Origin of the sequence: Bradyrhizobium sp. B117, from assembly GCF_038969555.1 — a bacterium.
Taxonomy (GTDB): domain Bacteria; phylum Pseudomonadota; class Alphaproteobacteria; order Rhizobiales; family Xanthobacteraceae; genus Bradyrhizobium.
Genome location: NZ_CP152414.1, coordinates 8103981 through 8125103 on the forward strand (window position 1 = coordinate 8103981; position 21123 = coordinate 8125103).

The window sequence follows — 21123 nt, forward strand, 5'->3', positions numbered from 1 at the left end:
ACCCTAGATCGGTCGGGTCTTCGTGTGGGTTCGGGCTCGGCTCAACGCGTTGGAGTGCACGAAGACATCCGCTCCTCCATTCCGTAGGTTGGATGAAGCCAGTGGCCATCAGCAAGGGATTGAGCGGCAAGCCGTCACGCCGATAGCCCTTGCGCGTGCTCAATCGCTTGCCGGGGAGCGCTTTCTGCGCGCGCTGGTTCGTTGCTGCGAAGACACCGGGGGCGGCTACCCATCTTCGCGCTCTTGCGCGATCTCCCGCTTAACCTGACCCTGCATAGCACCCACATCTACCAATTCGAGCCTTTCAAGAGTCTTCCTTCCATCGTCGGTGATAATCCAGCACCCGGCCTCTCGCTCGATCAGCCTTTGGCCAAAAATATCGAGTTGGGGCGCTCGGCTCGCGATACGCTTCATACGCGCCGGCCACTCTGGGCCGCTGCTGTAATAAATGGCCAAATGCTGTTTAACGACTTCGATGCTCGCCCGTCCGTGCGGCTGGCCGGCAAGTATCTTCAGTATGGACAGCTGAAAACTCACGCGCGCACGCCATCGAGTCGGGGAAAAGCTCCATAATACTTATCCGGAGGGAAGCCGCAGCGCCGTGCGCGGCTTTTCAAAAGAAACCTTGCGCCATAAGCCTAATGAAGCAGAATACCCGCCTGCCGTCGATGCGGTAAGCAAGGTTCTCGACGGGATCGGCGACATCCTGCCAGAAGTGTTTTGAAGAATGGGTCAGCGGTAGCCGCGTTGGCTACGCGTCTGACGAGGTCTCGACTGCCGTCTTCGACCGATTCGAGATCAGACTACGTCGGTGGTAACCGCGCTGTTGCACATCTTGGCGAATAACATCGCTCACTGAACACACCGCCCGCTTCTTTCGCTTCCAACTGCCGGCCACCCCCGCAGGGATCGCAAACCCTCGCGGAACGACCAAAAGATCGCGTCTTCCGTTCACATAAATATCGAACATGTCGTCCCTCGGTTAACACCAGCGTAGATCGCCGGTTCATACATTTGGTGACATCGAAGCAACAGTTGCGCTTAAAGAACTACGCGAGTTGTCTCCGGATTTCGCCTGCACTTGACAGTGCACGCGCAATCTCGCTTGTCCTTCACGTGCTCCGCATTGCCGAGAATGCAGGAGCCTTCGCGCGCGCCTTATTGTCGCTAACAGATTCCCCTTGTCCGGGCGTCGTTCAAGGCAATAAGCCTTGCAGGCTACCGTCGGATCGATAGCGAGCCGGTGAACTGAATTGTCCTTTGGAGAGGCCTGATCTGTGATGCGAGGGACTTTTGCCGCTCGGACGAATTTGATTGAGCATTTGTCTGCCGTGGCAATTCTCTTTCGTTCTGAGTTTATCCCTGATCGCGATCGAATCGTACTCGGATGCTGATGTTACAATGTACGTGAGGACTGTCGTGGGTCCGATGGTGCCGACGGACGCGAACGTGTTCACGTCCCAACTTACCGCCCGTTCATAGCGGTGATTGAGGATGATGGCTGCGCTGGCAGGCTGGCGGCGAAAGTGAGCAATACGCAGAAGGTAAACGCCGAATCGTATTCCCATCGCAGCCAGAAACAGCGAGTACAGACACAAGGGCTGTCGTGGATTTCGAGGCGGCAATGAGGCTTGTCCTGTGTCGACTCAGGGGCATTGATGTGTGCGGATTGGCTAACCACGCAGACCCTTTGAGACAGCCATGGCTGCCAGAGGCAGACTTGTTCTTGTCACGAATCGAACAAGACCGATTTGTGGGAGCGGATCCTTTGATCCGGATGGCCCTGCCGGTATGACGCTTTCGCTGTGGTCGACGCGACCCTGTCCGGGACCACGCTTAGATTACAGATTGACCCACAATCCAATTCGCAGACTCCCTCCGCCAAAGTCAAGCTAACCAGCCCATGCCGGCGGCAATGCAGTCGGGGTTCGGAGCTCTATCACATCGGCGAAGACGGTCCAATCGCGAACACTCTTTTGCTTGCAGAAATCACTCTCCGCCTGCTGTGCAGCAGCGCACAGCGAGGTGGCATTAACCTTGAACGTCGCCTGACAGGCACGATGTTCGTGCCCGGTATCGTCACAAACGATCTTGATGAACCGAACATCAAATGAAATCATGGCATCCTCTTCTTGTGGGTTTGCTTATCCACCATTCTGCCATTCGCTCCACAAGTGTATTTGATCTGCCTCAAGCGGCATCCCCAACCGCTTGTCCGGTCATCCATCGAGATTAGTTCGAAGCTTTGGTAGCGCGTCTCGCGCGCTCCTGTTGTCGCGCAGACCACGCGGCCACTACTTTTCCAGCTCGGCGGATCGCACTCTGTTTTGCGAAGAGGGATAACGCCTTCTGGTCTGCTCATGCCCTCGACTGACAAAATTGAACGACCGATGACTCGAGGAACGTCTGAAGAGACGCGCCGTCATGCCCGAGATGCCGGCTATTGATCTCTATCGATCCATACCCAACCGCTGGCAATATTGAGAGGCCGCTAACTTTACACGCGATACTTGGTGGTCTCACGAGACATTGCCGCAAACACCAGGTCGTCGCGCCAATCGCCGAGCAGAGCCATTTCCGAGGCGCGCCGGCGGCCGAGACAATCGATGGCGAGACCTATGCGCACGTGATCGTGGGCCAAGATGAGGCAAACTGCCCCTGCGGCCGCGACAGCACAGCCGATGATCACGCTTGTCGCAGCCAACGTTTCCATGAGCCCAGGGCTCAGACTTCAGCGCCAAAGCCTTTGGCTGGGATCTGCCCGGCAAGGCCACCGATATTGCGAGGCGAGCGATCAATTGAACATCCGCTTGCCGGCTATCGCAACATTGAGGACAAATGCCGTCGTGGCCCATTCGCGAGTGGTGCGCCTCAAATCAACCCCGCTACACGCTGGCGTGTCCCCTCGCGGATCGCCCGACTTGGGACATGTCGCCAGCCAACGCGGGCCTGTGGGCCCGCAGCAGCCGCTGGAGCTCGGCCATTCTGGATGCGCATCAGCTCCTTTTGACCTGTATCAAATACTGCAGCGACTGCCTACTGATAGAAGTGAGCTTCCCGTCCAAGGTCACACACATGGCAGAAAGAAAGACTTGGCGCCCCATCATCTTTTCATGTCTAGATACCGGCGACCGAGTTCAAGGACTGCTGCCGGACGTGCCCGAGCCGCGTGCCTACACACAATAACCTGCGCCGCGTGCGAAGGCGTCCACTTCATCGACCCGCGGACGGGCGCGATGATCGGCGCCGAGCGCAGCTAGGCTCATCCGAATGGGTGTCAAGCGAGCTCCGGCGTCTTCCGGTTCTCGGGGATGCCGCCCCGCTCACAAGGGCGCGGCTGACGTCATCACAACCCAACGCCCCACGTTGACGCCGTGGGACAAAGAGATTTCCCACCAACGAAGGATGTTCGACATGACAGACCACGGGGACATTCGTCCCGCCGCCGGCGAGATCGCGGGAGCGGCAGTCCAGTTCTACTTCTGCAGAACAGCGGTTAATACCAAGCGCCAAGGACCTGAGCTGATCCATATCGTTTCCACCAAGGCCCGGGAGTTGTTTCGCGGGGCCAATCCTAATATTTCGGGTGGCGAGCCGATCAAGTCCCGGTACGATAGGTTCAACGGCGCCGCGGTCGATAAAACCCCGGCCGCGGCTGGCGCAATCGGGACCACGCCGCCTGGGCAATATTGGGCTGAGCCAGCTCTCGCGGCGGCCAAGCCATCTCGTGCGTAGTTCAGAAGGTTGCCTGAATTTGTCAGCCGGCAGCGATGAACACCGTCCAAGATCTACTGGCGACCTGACCTGGGAGCGGGTCGAAACGGCGCCGCCCTTTGATCAGGATCTGGAGATTGCCGTGATCGAGGGGAATGCCATTCACCGGGTGGTCTTTCCTTGCCGCCGGGCCTTCGGCGGCTGGATCAAGGCCAAGACCGGAGAACACGTAGCCGTGCAGCCAACGCACTGGCGCATATGGCCAGATGGCGGCGGCCGTCCTGCACAATAGATTGGTGTGAGCTGAGGCGCGTTCTGCTCCGGTGGCCCTCGTGGGAAACAATGTATAGTCGATCGAATGAGAGGGTCTACCAGGAAGCATGTCGGACCACATCTGGTAAGGCTATGGCACTGCCGCGGCAGCCGCCGCGCTGCCTCTCGTGCTGTCGTCGACAAGATCGAGATGCAGAAGGTCGCGGTAGACTTGATACGCAATGCAATCGAGGCCATGGCTTCCTGCCCGCCCGCTGAAGTTGCTGTCGACAGGTTTACAGTTGCTAATAAGGGCCCCCGGCATCAGCGCTGATATCGCCGACCGACTGTTGCAGCCCTTTGTCACGACTAAAAGGCATGGCATGGGTGTGGGGCTATCAATCTGTCGGACGACCATCGAGTCATGGCAGCCATATCGTCGCGCAAGCAAATCCGGGTGGCAGCGCGATCCTTCAGTTCACCGGGCCATTTGTCGAGCTTAGCGAACAGACAGCATGATTGGGCGGCGCATTCTTGTGATCGACGATGACGCCGCAATGCGGGATTCGCTCGCGTTTCTTCTTGATGTTAACGGTTTCTACGTAGCAACCTATGAGACGGCGACCGCGTTTCTTAATGACGTCGCGAGCGGTCCAGTTGATTGTATTGTGTCGGACATCCGCATGCCGGGCATGAGCGGTCTCGAGCTAGTCGGTAAAGTGAAGGCCAATCGTGTCAACTGCCCCGTCGTCTTCATAACTGGTCATAGCGACGTATCGCTCGCAGTTGAAGCGATGAAAGCGGGCGCGGCCGACTTCCTCGAGAAGCCGTTCGTGGAGGAGGTGCTATTGCGTGCGATCAATAGTGCTCTGGAAGCGCGACCAACAAAACCAGCCGATGACGCAGCAAAACTCCAGGCGGAAGCCCGCCTCGCGTGCCTCTCGTCGCGCGAGCGTGACGTCCTGCAGGGACTATTAGCGGGCAAGATTAACAAGGTGATCGCCTATGATCTCGGCATCAGTCCCAGGACAGTCGAGGTTTACCGTGCAAACCTCATGGCCAAAACCAATGTCCGCAGCGTGTCCGAGTTGATGCGGATCGCCATTGCCGCGGGACTCTAGCACCAGCGCAAATGCCGCGAATGGCTTATTTATGCATTCAAGCTGCGCACTCCAGACGAACGGACGGTTTTCAGGCGCACCGCACCGAGCGGGTCATATCATCGATAACGGCTACCGATGCAACACACGCTGCTGGTTTCTCGCATCACGACGGCACATGAAGCAGATCAATTACGTCGGCCACATTTGCGCTCCGATGGACAGCGGATCTATCGGCCCGGAGAAGGGGGCTACGGCAGCGTATCGCATGATCATCGAGCGCGTCGACCACGTCGGTTAGCGTACATCGATCGGGATGCCGTCAATATCTGCCTGGTCACCTCCGCGGCCGACCGATGCTGACGGGGGTCAGAGCCAAGGCGCCCGAACAAGACTTCCTGCGGCAAGCCGAAGTGGCTGTGGACGACAACTTTTCGGCTGGCTGGAGCTCTTCACGGGTGCGGCCGTGCGCTTCCGACTGTTTCCATGGACGCGGCCGAGGAACCCAGCATGCAGCTTTCTAATCCGGTTTGGCCATGTTTGAGCAAACAAGGGACCGCGGCGCCCCCGTTCAAAACGCCCTGCTCGTGGCACTTACGGGTAAATACTTAGGGACTTCTACCTAGGGAAAACATCCAAATTTTCGAGTTCGTCAGGAGCAGCCAATCTGCGTCCCATCGATGTCCGCAAGATAGGGTCCGCCATGCACGCCCAGGCCGCCAAACTTACCGAAACCAGCCGTTATCCGACCAGCGTCTTGCGGGGGCAACCTCAACACTTCGGCGGCTAAGTTGATTTACGCCGGCTCGAATTCAAAGCGCGCTACGTTTTTGCGTCGAACAGCGCAAAAAATTGCGGCGTCGCGAAGGACACCGAATTCGGCCTGGGCGATCTTGTAAGTGGCAGAAACGCTTCCGGCCTACATTGTGCCTCCAGGAGCACCGGAATGATCATCGACCTTTTGCTTCGAGAGCATCGCAACATTGATCTGCTTTTGGCCGCTCTTCAACGCGAATTGGAGATTTTTGAGGGAGGGATCGGTCCCGATTATGAGGTCATTCGCGCGATTATCAGCTATTTCGAGGTTTACCCCGAACTGTACCATCATCCACAGGAAGACTTGATTTTTTCGAAGCTCAAGGCTCGCGATCCCGATGCAGCTGCAATCGTCGGCGATCTCGCGCTTGAACACCAGGAAGTGGCCGACCGTTTGCACCACTTCGCGCGAGCTATTGACGCCATCCTCGCGGATCGTGAACTCTTTCGGCAAGACGTCGGCGATATCATACGCGAATTCATAGTACGCGAGCGGCGCCACATGATGTGGGAAGAACGAGATTTCTTTCCGGCCGCACTGAAGGCTCTCTCGGCACAGGAATGGACCGAAATCGCTTCCGCCCTCACCGATGATGGAGATCCCCTGTTCAGCGAGACAGCGGCAGCCACTTCCGATGCGCTAAGAGCGCATATTCTGCAATTGGAGCAAGAAGCTGAGGCCGAACGGAGCTCGGTCGCATTTTCGTCCGCCAAGGCCGGCAACCCCTGACACGGCGCCGAGACGTAGGGGCCGTATTGATCAGCGCCGTCTTACAGCAGGAATTAGACCTCATGCTCATCCTGTCGAATGAAAATGGGGGTGTTCGCGGGCACGTAGGCTGCCGCACCACCAAGATGGCTTTCTCCGCACGATGATCGCTTCCGGTGCCCGAACCTTCCTGAGCTCTGGTTCCGGCACGTTCCACAATGTGATGTCGCAGGTCTGGCAGTTGCGCAGTGATATCGCGCGAAACGGATGCCTCTCATGTCCGCCGCCGCACAACGACGGACGATTACCGCCGCGCGGGTGGGGCGAAGCACTCCCAGTCTTTCCCAGCCTGGCAGGCTCTGAATGATCCGACCGCGGCCGGTTTGACCCACAGCACGTCAATTGCCAGGCACTGCTCGCCCGGGTACGTTTAGCACGAACGGCAAGGCGCTGGACGACGTCGGGTCTAACTCTGCGCCGAGCCGTGCCGGATCGGAGATCGCCATCATTCAACTGGCCCTGTGCTGAGGGCAGGACCAGGCTCACGGCTGAGGAGCACCCTGTCGGCACCAGTGCCATCTTCAAGCTCGTGACATCCTCCGCGTGGTCCGCTCATAGACTCTCAAACAGAGACCCAAGACGAAACCCGACCACCGGCTGGAACCGGTCGACCAAGGACTGCCTTAAGCAGGGATCAAATCAATAGCAACCGCTCAGGCATTGTCTACACTTGCAAGATCCTTGGAGCCGGGTTTTTCGTATCCTCGCGCTGATCGAGCATAAGGTTTTCAGACAGGAAGCGCACCGAGTTTGCGGCTCGTGCCCTGCTGTGACCGCCCGGCATCACCGTCCTCGTCGCCGTCGTAATCGTTGCCGACGTGCTCTTGATCGACAAACTTTGGTGTAACTTTATAAACCTCAGGCTAACGGTCGCATACCACGGCATAATTGAGCTACGCTGAGCTTGTGCTTCAACTGAGCTCAGATTTTCGGCGAATGTCCTTGCCGTGATCGAACCGGCGGTTGTCCTCTCTCCGCCGATGGAAGTCCGCGCGATGCGTCAGCGTCGCTCCTCCCGGACTTTCGCCCGGCCCGCTCAGCGAGGCCGGGCCTTTTTTATTCCCAAGGCTCCATCGATCATCGACAGCGCAAATGACCGCAAGAGGATCCGCTTTGTCGGGAAGAGACCCAAGCCCGGATCAATGGCCTCGCGGATCGGATGCAGCGCGTAGTTGGCGGGCGGCAGCGACCATGTTCGCTAGCGCCGGACGCACTTCCTCCCATTTGCGCGTCTTCAGGCCGCAGTCCGGATTGACCCAGAGCTGCGAATCCTGCAGCCGGGTCCGAGCCAACACCATCAGTTCCTTCATTTCGCCCGCCTCGGGAACGCGTGGGGAGTGGATGTCGTACACGCCCGGTCCGATCTGATTTGGATATTCGTAGTTCCTGAACGCGTCGAGTAGTTCCATTTTCGAGCGCGACGTCTCGATCGAGATGACATCTGCGTCCATTGCAGCGATCGCAGCGATGATGTCGTTGAACTCCGAGTAGCACATATGTGTATGAATTTGCGTTTCATCGGCGACGCCCGATGAGCAGATGCTGAAGCAATCCACGGCCCAGTCGAGATAGGCCGTCCACTCCGATCGACGCAACGGCATTCCTTCGCGCAGTGCGGCTTCGTCGATCTGGATCATTGTCGCACCAGCATTCTCGAGATCGCGGACTTCGTCTCGGATCGCGAGCGCAATCTGGCGACAGACCTCGCTATTGGGAATATCATCGCGGACAAAGGACCAGTTCAAAATCGTCACCGGTCCGGTCAACATAGCCTTCATCGGCTTCCTCGTTAGTGATTGCGCGTAGCGCCACCAGTCCACGGTGATAGGCTTCGGCCGCACCACATCGCCAAACAGGATCGGCGGCCTGACGCAGCGCGAGCCGTACGACTGCACCCATCCGCTCCTAGTAAATGCGAAGCCGGCGAGGTGCTCGCCGAAGTACTGCACCATGTCATTGCGCTCGAACTCGCCGTGCACGAGGACGTCGAGACCGATGTCCTCCTGCCAACGTACGGCGCGCGCAGTCTCCTCCTTGAGGAACCTGTCGTATTGCTCGTCACTTATCGCGCCTCGCGCATGCGCCGCACGGGCATTTCGGACCTCTGTGGTCTGCGGAAACGATCCGATGGTCGTGGTAGGAAAAGCCGGTAGTCCGAAACGATTGCTTTGGATCTCGGCACGACGGGCAAATGGGCTCCCGCGTCGACGCATGGTCTGATCGATCGCTTTCATCCGGACAGCGACATTGGCATCACGAATTTTCGGCGAAGTCCGGCGAACAGTCGCGGCACATTCCGACTCGGCAAGAGCTGGCGCAACATTCTGGTCGCCTGCGAGTGCCCGCGCCAGGATCGCAAGCTCCCGCATCTTCTGGACCGCGAAAGCAAGCCAGCTCTTGACGTCGGAAGCGAGCCCGGTTTCAAGTTCAACATCGACCGGCACATGAAGCAGCGAGCAGGATGGGGCAATCTGTACACGGTCCTTGCCGAGCTTCGCAATCGCGGGTTCGAGCCGCTGGCGCAGGGATGACAAATTCGACCGCCATACATTCCGGCCGTCGACGACACCGAGCGACATGACGAGATCACCTCGGCCGCCAGCGATGATCTGGTCCAACAACTGTGGCGCTCGAACTAGGTCGAGGTGTAGTCCGGCAACTGGCAGGCTCAACGCGGTGTTCAGATTGTCCCCGAGGTCGCCGAAATAGCTGGCAACTAAGATCTTGATGGCCGGCACCTCCTTGGCGAGCCGATCATAGGCATGTCGCAAAGATTGCCGCGCCCTCTCATCCAGATCAAGAACCAGGCAGGGCTCGTCGAACTGAACCCAATTTGCCCCACGTTTGGCAAATTCCTGCAGAACCTCGATATAGATCGGTATCAGTTCATCCAGCAGTGAGAGTGGCTGGAACGCAGGATCGAGACTCTTGCCGAGCTTTAGGAATGTGACCGGCCCGATCAGGACAGGACGGGTCTGAAAGCCAAGGGCCTTAGCTTCCTCATACTCCTCGATCGGCTTGCGAGAGCATAGCCTGAAAGTCTGTCCCCGGTGAAACTGGGGAACCATGTAGTGGTAGTTGGTGTCGAACCACTTGGTCATCTCCTGCGCGGGTGCGCCAAATCCGCGCGGTCCGCGACCGCAACTCGCATCCTGATCGTCGCATTGTGATCCGCGGGCCATGGCGAAGTACGTCTTGAGCGAAACGGATTCGGTTTTCGAGCCGTAGATCTCCGGGATGGCGCCAACCATGACACTTGTGTCGAGCACTTGGTCATACAGCGAAAAATCGTTCGATGGAATGACCGTGACGCCGATAGATTTCTGACGAGCCCAGTTCGCGGCACGCAGGCCAGCTGCGTCCTCGAGCAACTGTTGTTCGCTGGTTTTTCCCGCCCAGTAGCTTTCAAGAGCGAGTTTGAGCTCGCGCCTTGGACCGATGCGTGGCGTTCCAAGCGTGGCAACAGGAAGGGAGAGAAGAGACATAGCGTTAACCCCTTGTTGGGGGCAAAGGCCGTGGCGGACGCAGGCAGGGGAAGTCGCGCGGTGCGACGGCTGCTTGACGCACCACCGGGACACCCCGCCCGTGGACGAATAATTGTCGGGGCAGGTCTCCTGGCTCGCGGGTCATCGCTTCTGTCCGGCCTTCCCGAAGCCGCGCAGGCTTCAGTGACATCGTTGGACAGCGGCTTGCCGCTCACAGTTGCGGGGGCAGCGCCGGCATTGTCACCGGCTTCCCTCTTAGCTCCGGATCAAGTGGGACCGGAGAACCTCGACGACTTGGATTATCGGCAAGACAAGTCTTCCGTCAACCTCTCAGATTATGTCGCAAGCTGGTGCTGCGACATCCGCTACGCGAATGACCGCGCATCCTTATCGCTGAGTCGATGTAGATGCGCTCTTCAGTCAGCGATATTGTAATGACCATCGCAGCTGCCCCCTGGCCGCACGCCAGATCGGTGGAGGGGATAAAAGCGGCTTCCGCGGTCGGGACTGCTGCCTGGAGCAGAACGCATTTGATGCGTGTCCCAGGCTTCCCAGCAGGTTCTTCGAGCGTGTCCGCCATCCAGCCGCGCTCTCGACCAGCTGGATCCGTGCTGCATAAGCCTAAGACACGTGGCAAAGTCAGCAACATACCTGACCGGCACGTTGATTTGCAGTGCCAGCCAGACTCCAAATGCTCGGCGCGAGTGCCGGATGTCGCGAAAGAAGCGCCAAACGCGCTCTGGCCTCTCGGCCGCGAGTACCCAGAGGCATGCCAGAGATCGAAAGCTCACTCCGGTAACGATAGCGAGCCAAACAGTTCTGTGGCGGCAAACGTGCTCCCAATTCTCATCAGGAACTTGGTCGAGGCGTTCAGCTGCGCCCACCGAACATTCGGCGCGTGGCATAAGCCGCGGTGAACGGAAACATCGAGACGCCCGCAAGTCGGAAAGCCGACAAAGGGGGCATAGAAGCGGTGCGAATTGCCGTCTATTAACCTGGCACGAGGAATGCAAGTCTTCGGCATGCCCAGTCTCCTCTTGCTGGGCATGTCCAGCACAGCAACTTGAGGCTGTCGCCGGCAACGAAGTTAGCGGCGCGTGACATAGAGCGGGAGCGCCTGCTCGCACGGAACACCATCGGCCTCCCCGTCGCGTCGCCGCTAACTTCTTGCGCTCGCGCATAACAGGCTGAAGTTGCCCGCTCTGGAATGACGGGCGGATGAAACCAGATAGGCCAACAGTCATGAGAAAAGTGTCTAGAAGACGCGCGTTATTGTTTTGTCTCGGTCGATCCCTGATCTGCCTGGCCGGGCTGGCTGTGACTGGCAACAGTGCTCGCGCTATCGAGAGCCCCCATATCGAAAGATTCAAGTCAACGTGGCGAGCGCAAGACGGTGAGACAATAGAACAAATTATCTCCAACGTCTCGAAAGTTGCACGGTTCGTCCCTCGAATGTGGGGCGTCGCCGAACTTGACGGAAACGACTATGTTTTCGTTTCGTGGACCAGGCACGCGGATGATGTACTAGACGAACAGTACGTTATCACCTGGAGGATCGCGCTCGACGGCACGTTTCAACTTGCGTCGACCTATGCAAAGCCGATCGAATTGGGCTGGCACGCCCTGGCGCTCGGGTTGATCGCCAGTGAAGTCAAGGATGGCGAAAGGGACGCAAATCTTCGCTTTCTGCATGATCCGAGCAACTTCAACTTCGTGACGACCACGCAGGGCCGGCTCGGCGATCTCCTGCGGCAGGGCCGCTGCACTATCGTTGAGCCTGTTGGAGTGGACTACTTGCCGAAGCAGAAGGACAAGCCGACCGAAAAAGGTGATCTGTGGCGCGTTTTGCTTTTAGTGAACTGTAATATCCCAGGGCCCCGTTTTTACACCCATAACGGGGTCATCACTTTCGAGAAGAGCGAAGGGCAAGATTGGGAGCCGCAATCCTCCTTTGCCAAGCGTATCGCGGCCTTTCCTCCTGGCTCCTGGTTCGCTCGGATGGAGCCCAAGGAACGGGAAGAGTAAGAAAGGAGCGAAAGCCCTCGGTTTAATGGTCGCGCAGAGCAAGATCGCGCCGCAGCTCCTGACCGCCTCAGAGTAACTGCAAGACATATTAGCCCTAAAGTGTCGGTGCTTACGCCTTCGCAACAGTCGCGAGCCTTTCCCCGCAGCCTTCAGCCCGTCAGGCAAAAATCGGGCAGCACGACTACTCGAGCCTCTCCGCGACAGTCGAGCTCAGCGGCGCGTACCAGTTGGCGAGATTTTGCTCCCAGCGCACCTGACGCCGTGAGAGAACACCGATCTGCGAGGGAACCAGCTCTCCATGCCACTCTTCAAGGGACCGGGCCTGGAGATGCCTCGGGCCCAAGTCTGATCCGGCGTGCAGGCCGCGCATCGCGCGATTGACTGGTGAGCATGCCGACGCCGAGCCGGCACGATCGAGTGCTGCGACAAACCCATTAAGAGGGTAATGCGGCAGTGTCGGCATACCCTTGAACATCGGCCGTTTTCCGAGTGGCCCCGGCGACGAGTCCCGGAGCCGTACGCGAGGCATCGAGGAACGACTGATTCGGCGCTAAATTTCCTCGCGCGCATTCGTCTGCGCGTCATAGATCCGGACTTGAAGCATGGGAAAACGCTTCTTTAGTTCTGCTCCGCCTGCCCTGGCGCCGTCTTTAGTTGCGAATTCAGCTCTGAGTCGGCCATCCACTTCAAGCGCGTAAGAAGAGACCGGCAATTCCCGTGCAGCTGCAGCCATTTGATTCCTATTGTGTAGTGAGGTCGTTGAGAACGATTTGTAGCTTGAGTCGGCTAAACCGCGCCAGAGCAGCCTGCCCGAGTGCCGCGATGAGGCAACCATGATGCGGATTGACGCCTCCTACCGAATGGCATCAGGATGGTGCTCGCGATCGTCCGAACACGCGGGCGGCATACCCCTCGTGCGGTGCGTATACGACGAAGCCACGCAGGTTGCCGTTCCACATCTTCTGGCGCAAACGCACGCCCTCGCGTCGGGCTTGCTGGGTCAATCTTCACCTGTGATCGGGGTGAAGCGCACTACGACAGAGCGGCCGCCAGTCGCGCCGCCCATGACATCGGGTTCTTCTATGAACGGGGCGGCGGCACCACGAAGATTGTGGCGCACAGCAGAGGTGCGAAAGGCCACAATGCGATTGGCATCCACGCGTGGCTCTCCAAAAGATGGCTTGGGGATTGGCGGTTTGAGCAAACGATACCGATTCATTTACGCAGCGAGCCTCGAGCTGAACTCCGCGGCGCCTTTGTCCAGATCTCAAGGGAAGCGAGATCAGATTTCTTTCGAACATCAATCTTGTCCTGACAAGAACTTACAGCGAAATGCCATCCCCCTCCCTGAAACCGTCGGCAGCCTTCTGTCTGCCGATGCGGGTTGCCACAAAGCATAGCCAGGTTGCTCGTCCCCGCCTGACTTCCACTCGACGTCAAGATTCACACGCGACTTCATCTTCAAGTGCGTGAGACAACAGCGTTCGACGCTTGGCCTTCTCCCGCATACCAAGTTTGCCGCCGAGCGATGGAGATCTCCTCCTCAGGTCGAGAGGGTGCAGTACGCGCCCCGACACAGAGACCGACGAGGCTACGGATACCGCGACACGCACACCGGAAGAAATCGCTTGAACCTCACGCAGCGTCAGGTCGTAGCGTGGAAATGAAGGCCACGCTTTCATAGATCAAGCGTCGAAAGATGCGGCCGAATAATGGACAAGCGTTTAAGCAGTCGAATGCGGCGGCGCCGGATCGCGCGCGAACATGAATCAAGAGCGAGAGGTTTTTGTCGGGATGAAACACCGCGTAATGATGGTTGCAATGTTCGCTGTCATCACATCTCCGGTCTGCGCAGCGAAGCTCCGCGGTCCTCCGCGCATCCTCGACGGCAATACGATCGAGATCGAGCGATCCAAGCTTCGGCTCTCAGGCATCGAAGCTCCGGAAACTGACCAGATTTGCCTCGACGCCCACGGTCGGAAATGGGCTTGCGGCCTAGCTGCTCGCGACGAGCTGATCAAGCATTCGAACGGACGAACGTGGGATTGTCATACCACAGGAGGTGATGAATACGGCAGGTCACGCGGCAGTTGCTTCATAGAAGGCGAGGACGTGAACGCCTGGATGGTACGCTCCGGTTGGGCACTCTCGTCGGGGCCGTACGTCATCTATGAAGTTGTGGCAAGCAAAACCTGCGCGGGGCTGTGGTCGGGGGCGTTCATCGCCCCCTGGGACTGGCGTCGCCGCCATAAGGGGACGATCATCATCGGCGCGAGCTCGGTTCCCGTCGACGCTCAGGCGCTCCTGCTCGGATCCGCGCTGCTATCGGACCCGCCCTCCTCCGAGTGTGTGATAAAAGGCACTATGGGCCGCGATGGCGAGCGCATTTATCACCTGCCCGGGCAACTCAGTTACGAACAAATCGACATGACGAAGCCCGGTGAACGCTGGCTCTGCAGCGAAGCGGAAGCCGAAGCCACCGGGTGGCGTAAAGCCGCGCGATGAGGTGAGATGCATGAAGGCAGGCTGTTCTCTGACCTATCTGACCAAGATCGCGCCGTCGCGCCGCTCGCTGTTGCTGTTCGCTTTTTCGGCGGTTTGCCTACGGGTTGGCAACAACATTGTCGATGCAAAGGAAGCAAAAGCGCCGCCCAAGCCGAATAACCTGATCTCGCCGGAGGCTGCCCTGAAGCGGCTAATGGAAGGGAACGATCGCTATGTCCAGGGCGTATCACGACGCGACGATTTCAAGCGCGAGCGTGAGGTTTTGGTGGATGGGCAAAATCCATATGCCGCGGTTCTGAGCTGCGCCGATTCTCGCGTGGCGCCTGAACTTGTCTTCGGCAGCGGACTTGGTGATCTGTTTGTCTGCCGCCTCGCCGGTAACTTCGTCAACGATGACACGCTCGCCAGTATGGAATATGCGGTGGCCGTGCTGAACACGCCGCTGATCCTGGTACTTGGCCACGATCATTGCGGTGCGATAGACGCCACGATCAAGTCGCTCCACGACGATAAGCCGCCGCCGGGGCGCATTTCATCCCTCGTTGCTGCGCTTGCGCCTGCGGTAAAAGGATCTCGCCAGCAAACCCGTGACACGTTCGCCGAAGCAACCCGACAAAATGTAATCGATAACGTCAACAAACTAAAATCGACGGGGCCGATTCTGAACGCGGCAGTTGAGCAGAACAGACTAAAGGTCGTCGGGGGCCTGTATCGGCTCGACACCGGCAAGGTCGAGTTGCTGAGCTGACGCTGGCACCCTCGGCGGCCCGCTATCGTTTGCCGCCTGTTGCAGAGCTTCGGTCGAATTCCAGTAATTCACTCGTGCATCGGCTTCCTCAAATGCACCGACTACAACCGCTCCACAATTGTCACAGCTTCGGGAAGATCCTTGGTATGCGCGGCCTCGTAATTCTCCTTGCATTCTACGTGCTCATATTGGCAACGCGAGGCCAGCACCAGGAAGCACTCATACCGCGGGCGACAGTATTCATGCCTGCACGTTAATGCGCTAGACCAACAGAGGCGGTGCAAGCGCCAGATCGCGGTGCGAGGCATGCGGGTCTGGGCTCTCGGCCCAACGGAACACGTGACAATTCCGGCAGGCTCTCACCCGCGACCCGGCAAGCTAATTATAGTCCTGCTATGATCACCAGGCTCAGCAGGTCCGAAGATCAAAAAGAGCGGAATTGCGACCACGACGACTGCCCAGCCGACCGATGTAAAGAAAACTGCTATTCGCGCCGGCATCGGACAGTCTCTCCTGCATCAGCCATTTGGGAGATCGCGTGTCGGACAAGCAGCCTCGTCGCATCTGTCTTGGCCTGTACCTCGGACCAGCATAAAGAGAAACTTGTCGCGCGTACGACAATTGCGACCATAGGCTCAAGCGGTGAACACTCTTTTTGTCCTCGCCTCAGTTCGTCAAGCCTGGCGGTCAGCTATGCACGCACGCCTTGACGTGTCATCGAAAGAGCGTTCCGGGCCCTGCGCAGACCGGTCTTGTCATTCGTATTTCCGAGGCGCGCATCGGAAAGGCGCATCTTCGCGCGCCGACGTACAGCTTTGAGGATCGTTTGCCGATACGGACATCAGCCTGATGAGGGCGGCTCGCGCCGTCAGCGCACCTCCCCCTAAACTCTTCGACCAAACGCATCGATCACATAGGATACATCAACCTGCCCGACGTTAAGCGTCAGCGAGATCCGCAACCCCGCCGTTCCCACAATCACTGTTGGGGCCGCGTGCCGCGGATATCAAACTCTCGGCTGTGATGCAGAGTCGAGCATCTCGCGGCCGTGGACGCCCACGACGTCAGGAACAATCCGTTCGAACGGCTCGGTCGCCCGCACGCAACGAGCTGACTTGTGTAAAATCGACCAGATCGATCAGGCGCTGCTGCCGTTCAGGCTCCTCCTGCAGGATCTGGAGTGCTTCTCCACCGCGACAGCCAGAAGGGGTGATGGCGCCTTGGCGAAAATGAATGGACGGCACCGATCGACCATGAAGTTGCGCAAGACGCCGGAAGCAGTGACAAGCGCGCCTGCCGCGCCCAGTACCTTGCCGCAGGTGTGGACCACCACCAGATCTCCGCGCCCTTCATAGGACGCGCTGAGTCCCCCGTCCCTGCTCGCCGTAAACGCCAGTGGCATAAGCCGCGTCCACGACAGGAACGCCTCTTAGCACTCCGCGACTACGACCAGATCTTTAAGGGGCGCGAAGTCGCCGTCCATTCTGTAGAGGCTCTCCACCGCGATCCAGATGCGCCTATTCCGACCTTGGCGCGCCCGTTGCCAATCGCATCTGCAACCGACTGTAGATCACTATGGGCGCTCATCCGAAACTCCCCGACGCCGCCGTCACGTTTGTTGAATATCTGCCGTGTGATGTCCACATCCAACCAACAGCTCACCCACAGTCGCGAGCACGGTAAATTGCGCTGTTGGTAATGTCTGGAGATCGGAGCGGGCCTGAAACTCCAGCAGGCAAGCCGAGCCCGACTGGTTCGCGGTCGAGGTCCACTTCAGTCGTTCTCCTTCCGCCGTGTCCGGTTGATGACGCGTTGTGCCTGGAATCAGACACGAAGGCGCGAACATCCTCCCGGCGCGGCGGCACGAGCCAAGTGATCTCGCTCGATTCAGACACGGCCGGCAGACCATGATTGATGGCACGTCGATTGCTGGGGACATGCAAAAGAGCCGCAGGACATCGTCGACCTCGCGGTTGCCAGGTCAGGAATTCACAACGTGGTTCGACCCGGCCGGGCGCAAGTGTGACAAATCTCCGTTGGAGGACACATGGCAGAACCAGCGCTGTCGTCAGCCGTCGGAGACATAATGCAGCAGAGGTGGATCGATCTCGACGCCGCATATCAGTTGCTTTGCCGGCTCAGCCTCAACGACAGCAACGGCAGCCATATCTATGTCAGTCTTGCCGGCCGCCAACACCTCTTCTTTGAGTCAATGCGTTCGGGGGGTAGTTTGGACTGGCAACCGTCAGTAATCGCATCACGGTCAATATCAACTACGACAGTTTCGACCATCCCTGCCGACTGGGTATCAACCCGACCGGCTTCGCCGTGCGCGTGCAATCAAAATCAATGAAGTGCGGCAGCGATCGGCTCAAAACACCGAGGACAGCTTTATGAACGCTCCACCAGAGACGATCACTCCAGTAACCGACGCTACGGCTGCGACCTGGAATAATCTGTCGCCGCTACTGGTTGATATCCGCGCGCGTCGAAACGAATTCGCCCGAGCGCAGAAGATTCCAGACGAGATCATCGACGGCTTCAAGCGCGTTGGCGTCTATCGAGCTTTGGTCGCCAAGCGATTCGGCGGCGAGGAGCGAACGCCGGCCGATTTTTGTCACCTGATCGAGCGCATTTCCGAAGCCGACGGATCCGCCGGTTGGGTCGCCAGCTTCGGCGATGGGGCTCGCTACCTCGCTGCTCTTCCGGAGGACACGCTTCACAAGGTATACGCGAATGGACCTGACGTGGTGTTGGCAGGCGCGCTTTTCCCGCTCCAGCCCGCCAGGCGAAGCAGCGACGGGTTTGTCGTGAACGGCGTGTGGCCATTCGCCAGCGGCTCACCGGGCGCGGATCTGATAGGCGTCGGCATCACTCTGGAAGACGATCCGACCGGTGGCCTTGCGCGTGTAGCCGTGATGCCGGCCGAGAAAGTGACAATCCGCCCCAATTGGGACGTCATCGGTCTGCAAGGCACCGGCAGCCACGACGTCGTTGTCAACGATGTCATTGTGCCGGAGGAATGGACCTTGATCCGCGGCGGTCCGCCGACACTCGACGCGCCGATCTATCGTTATCCGTCCGTGACTTTTGCTGCCCAGGCGCATGCGATCGTCGGCATCGGTATTGCGCGCTCCGCGCTAGACGAGGTGGTCGCGATGGCCGGAAGCCGCGCCTCAATCACAGGAGCGCCCGTGATGGCAGAGCGCGGCTATGTCCAACTGGAGATGGCCAGAGCCGAATCCATGCTGCGTTCCGCCCGTGCCTTCTTCTATGAAGCCACCGAGGAGCTGTGGAAGGAAGCGCTAGAGGGTGCGGTAAACCAGAGCACCGCGACCCTGATGCGACTCGCCGCCACAAATGCCGCGCGGCAAAGCGCTGAGGTCTGCAACATTGCGAGCGTTCTCGCTGGAAGCGCGTCGCTCTACACAACCAGCAATCTGGCGCGAGCGATGTGCGACAGCTTCGTGGTTGCCCAGCACGCAGCTTTAAACGAGGGAACGCTCCAGAGCGCCGGCCGACTCCTGCTCGGAAGTGCAGCACAGCCGGGATTTCCATGAAGTGGTTCATCCACGTTCCGCACCCCTCCCAGCAACTGATTGCCGCATCTGCGATATCATGCTGTCTGCAGCTACAGAACCTAGCGGCCTGGTGGCCTTCTTCAAAGGAAGAGTAGAGAGAGAGAGAGAGAGAGAGACAGAGAGCCTTGCAGGCAGGCTTTTCTCAAAAACACCACTTCATATCCGTGGAGCAAGCCTCCCTTCGCAGTCGCAAACATAACGAGCGCCTCTTCATAGGTCTCTACACACCCGCCTCTATCACTGGCGTGTCGAGCACGATCCACATGCAACAGCGCGACGGCTCGCGGTTCAACTCACAAAGCTTCCGAGTCCGCCATTTTTTGATGTCGCACTCCATGCGCAGCCGTTCGCTATCCTGGCGTAGGAGGCCGATGCCCGAATCCTGGTCCGCCGACATTGGCCTCGCCTACGTGGTGGAGCGCCACCACGCCCCCGGACACGACTCCTGGAGCTTATCCAGCGTCGCAGCACCTAGTCGCGCAGACCGAGTTCGTTGACGAGGTTCCGATCGGTCGACCGCTAGATATTGCTGGCGTCTCCTTTGTGCGCATTGGCGGTATCCAATACTCCATCTGGGTAGGCCCCCGCTGAGCTAATTAAGAAACGCATTGTTCTTCTTCTCGGTGAGTTGTGCGCCGAGTTGAACTTCGCGCTTAATTCCTTGGGCTTCCTTGAGAGTCCAAACCTGAACCGAATGGAATGCAACGGCAACGTTCGATCTGACCTCCGACCACGAACACTGGGGTGTCGACGTCACCATAGATTGAAGGACTATAGGGGTCAGTGATGTCCGGCCGTAACCCCCGCCAAAGTAGCTCCCAACGTATCCGCCGGTCGAGCTCTATATTGCTGCGGGCGCCTTTTACTGTGGCTCCACAATCGGCCGAATGAGCGGCGGCGCTTGCAACGATTGCGGCTGTTCCGGCAACACAACGAGGACGTTTGAATCGCATATCACCTCACGTCGCCGCCATCTTGCTGCGGCGAATGATCCGGCTCGCTGGCGTCACGGCGGGGTGCAGGAGTTATGCTAGCGGCCGCAATGCGCGTTCCTATGCAGTTGTGCGATTGCACTGTCGTATTCGCGATAACAGGTGGTCTGGCGAACGTCTGGTGTTTTGAGTAGGAGAGAATTCGCAGGACGAACGTCGGCGACCGGAGAGCACTCGGCTGCGCCAGGAGAACGGACGGCTGCCAGGCGCGCGACCTTTCAACACGGGTGGTGCCAGTCGGAAGCCGACAAGCTCGAAATGATGACCAGACGATTCATGATCGCCAACGCACGCGATCTTCTGGACAAGACGAACACACGACATGCCCATATGACGTGCAATGTGTCTGGAGCGCTCACGTGCATATGCCCATCCGATACGGTATGCGGGACGCATGTCGACCGGTCGCGGATCACTTGCTATCGGCGAGAGGTCGGCGGCTTGAGCTTTATGCGGGTCAGCTCAAAAGACCTTGAATCGCACGTAGCGTCACGTTGTACCATCTTGAAGTAGCTAACGGGGATGGCCGGCAAGCCGACTGGGCCGCTGTTTGCCGCCGACGTCGGTGAGACGATGATACCAGTGCGGTCGATGTGTATACGGCAGAGGGGGACTCTGGTGCGCCAATCACTGCCTGCGAATTGCTCTAACGCGCTCCGAGTGCTCGCATGCGATAACAAGGTACTTCTTCCCAGACATCGGCGATGGTGGGACGCTACGCTCTTCGGCCGGCACGTTGATGGCATGCGAACAGCCGCGGATCAACTCTGTTCAGCGCCACTCACGTAATCAGCATGACTTTGACGATCCTCAGGACAACGGACAATACCTCCTTCCAGCTGTGCGAGCCAGTGTTGAGCCACATTCCGCCAATAGTCGGCGGCTTTTGAAAAAAAGGAATGAAGCCAGGTTTCTGCGACCATTGATCACTCCGTAATTAGAATTTGCGGCGAACGTTTTGCCGCAAATCATCGTCGGCAGCGCTCCCTCTGTCGACGACTAACTTCCGCCCGGCCATCGACATGAGGCCGGGCGCTTTTTTGTCGATGAATGACCGTTTGTAGCGTTCTGGTCCGCGGTGCTTGATGATTGCGAAGGGTTTACGGAGAGAGACAAACGTAAGCGATCGATTGGGA

The 21123-nt window shown here is 58.5% G+C and carries 17 protein-coding genes and 1 riboswitch; of the genes, 9 read left to right on the forward strand and 8 right to left on the reverse strand.

Annotated features, from left to right (window positions below; all coding sequences use genetic code 11):
• Positions 1 to 225 precede the first annotated feature (225 nt).
• Entirely contained in the window at positions 226 to 537 is a 312-nt protein-coding gene (locus tag AAFG16_RS39110; protein ID WP_271608515.1) for a hypothetical protein, read from the reverse strand.
• A 64-nt stretch (positions 538 to 601) separates the two neighbouring features.
• On the opposite strand from AAFG16_RS39110, the gene AAFG16_RS39115 reads away from it, so the two are divergent.
• Complete coding sequence (locus tag AAFG16_RS39115; RefSeq protein ID WP_271608516.1) at positions 602 to 724, forward strand: hypothetical protein; 123 nt, start codon at positions 602 to 604, stop codon at positions 722 to 724.
• Between the two features lie 1168 nt (positions 725 to 1892).
• Here AAFG16_RS39115 and AAFG16_RS39120 read toward each other — a convergent pair.
• Positions 1893 to 2120, reverse strand: a complete 228-nt coding sequence (locus tag AAFG16_RS39120; RefSeq protein ID WP_271608517.1) for a hypothetical protein — start codon at positions 2118 to 2120, stop codon at positions 1893 to 1895.
• A 377-nt stretch (positions 2121 to 2497) separates the two neighbouring features.
• Positions 2498 to 2713, reverse strand: a complete 216-nt coding sequence (locus tag AAFG16_RS39125; protein WP_342734008.1) for a hypothetical protein — start codon at positions 2711 to 2713, stop codon at positions 2498 to 2500.
• 701 nt (positions 2714 to 3414) lie between these two features.
• Here AAFG16_RS39125 and AAFG16_RS39130 point away from each other — a divergent pair.
• Entirely contained in the window at positions 3415 to 3735 is a 321-nt protein-coding gene (locus tag AAFG16_RS39130; RefSeq protein ID WP_271608518.1) for a hypothetical protein, read from the forward strand.
• Between the two features lie 22 nt (positions 3736 to 3757).
• Here AAFG16_RS39130 and AAFG16_RS39135 read toward each other — a convergent pair whose 3' ends face one another.
• Positions 3758 to 3964, reverse strand: a complete 207-nt coding sequence (locus tag AAFG16_RS39135) for a hypothetical protein (RefSeq protein WP_167381111.1) — start codon at positions 3962 to 3964, stop codon at positions 3758 to 3760.
• 517 nt (positions 3965 to 4481) lie between these two features.
• On the opposite strand from AAFG16_RS39135, the gene fixJ reads away from it, so the two are divergent.
• From fixJ to AAFG16_RS39150, 3 genes are all read left to right on the forward strand, one after another.
• The gene (gene fixJ / locus AAFG16_RS39140) at positions 4482 to 5087 is read left to right on the forward strand and encodes a response regulator FixJ (RefSeq protein WP_271608520.1); all 606 of its coding nucleotides are present in this window, start codon (positions 4482 to 4484) and stop codon (positions 5085 to 5087) included.
• 157 nt (positions 5088 to 5244) lie between these two features.
• Positions 5245 to 5367: a hypothetical protein gene (locus tag AAFG16_RS39145; protein ID WP_271608521.1), complete on the forward strand. Its 123-nt coding sequence runs from the start codon at positions 5245 to 5247 to the stop codon at positions 5365 to 5367.
• 645 nt (positions 5368 to 6012) lie between these two features.
• Positions 6013 to 6612, forward strand: a complete 600-nt coding sequence (locus AAFG16_RS39150; RefSeq protein WP_271608522.1) for a hemerythrin domain-containing protein — start codon at positions 6013 to 6015, stop codon at positions 6610 to 6612.
• A gap of 1178 nt (positions 6613 to 7790) precedes the next feature.
• Here AAFG16_RS39150 and metE read toward each other — a convergent pair.
• Entirely contained in the window at positions 7791 to 10136 is a 2346-nt protein-coding gene (gene metE, locus AAFG16_RS39155; protein WP_342734014.1) for a 5-methyltetrahydropteroyltriglutamate--homocysteine S-methyltransferase, read from the reverse strand.
• A 101-nt stretch (positions 10137 to 10237) separates the two neighbouring features.
• A riboswitch (cobalamin riboswitch) is annotated at positions 10238 to 10440 on the reverse strand.
• A 938-nt stretch (positions 10441 to 11378) separates the two neighbouring features.
• Between metE and AAFG16_RS39160 the strand changes: the two genes are divergently transcribed.
• A complete protein-coding gene (locus AAFG16_RS39160) occupies positions 11379 to 12161 on the forward strand; it encodes a nodulate formation efficiency C protein (RefSeq protein ID WP_342734016.1) in 783 nt (260 codons plus the stop codon).
• A gap of 550 nt (positions 12162 to 12711) precedes the next feature.
• Here AAFG16_RS39160 and AAFG16_RS39165 read toward each other — a convergent pair.
• Together AAFG16_RS39165 and AAFG16_RS39170 are read right to left on the reverse strand one after the other, a co-directional pair.
• A complete protein-coding gene (locus AAFG16_RS39165) occupies positions 12712 to 12894 on the reverse strand; it encodes a hypothetical protein (protein ID WP_271608525.1) in 183 nt (60 codons plus the stop codon).
• Between the two features lie 267 nt (positions 12895 to 13161).
• Entirely contained in the window at positions 13162 to 13320 is a 159-nt protein-coding gene (locus tag AAFG16_RS39170; protein WP_194389490.1) for a hypothetical protein, read from the reverse strand.
• Between the two features lie 605 nt (positions 13321 to 13925).
• Between AAFG16_RS39170 and AAFG16_RS39175 the strand changes: the two genes are divergently transcribed.
• The 3 genes from AAFG16_RS39175 (at position 13926) to AAFG16_RS39185 (ending at position 18974) form a co-directional block, all read left to right on the forward strand.
• A complete protein-coding gene (locus AAFG16_RS39175; RefSeq protein WP_342734019.1) occupies positions 13926 to 14666 on the forward strand; it encodes a thermonuclease family protein in 741 nt (246 codons plus the stop codon).
• Between the two features lie 10 nt (positions 14667 to 14676).
• Positions 14677 to 15414: a carbonic anhydrase gene (locus AAFG16_RS39180; protein ID WP_271608526.1), complete on the forward strand. Its 738-nt coding sequence runs from the start codon at positions 14677 to 14679 to the stop codon at positions 15412 to 15414.
• A 2393-nt stretch (positions 15415 to 17807) separates the two neighbouring features.
• Positions 17808 to 18974: an acyl-CoA dehydrogenase family protein gene (locus tag AAFG16_RS39185; RefSeq protein ID WP_271608527.1), complete on the forward strand. Its 1167-nt coding sequence runs from the start codon at positions 17808 to 17810 to the stop codon at positions 18972 to 18974.
• Positions 18975 to 20748: 1774 nt separating this feature from the next.
• Here the strand turns inward: AAFG16_RS39185 and AAFG16_RS39190 are convergent.
• Entirely contained in the window at positions 20749 to 20910 is a 162-nt protein-coding gene (locus AAFG16_RS39190; RefSeq protein WP_342734023.1) for a hypothetical protein, read from the reverse strand.
• Positions 20911 to 21123: the final 213 nt, after the last annotated feature.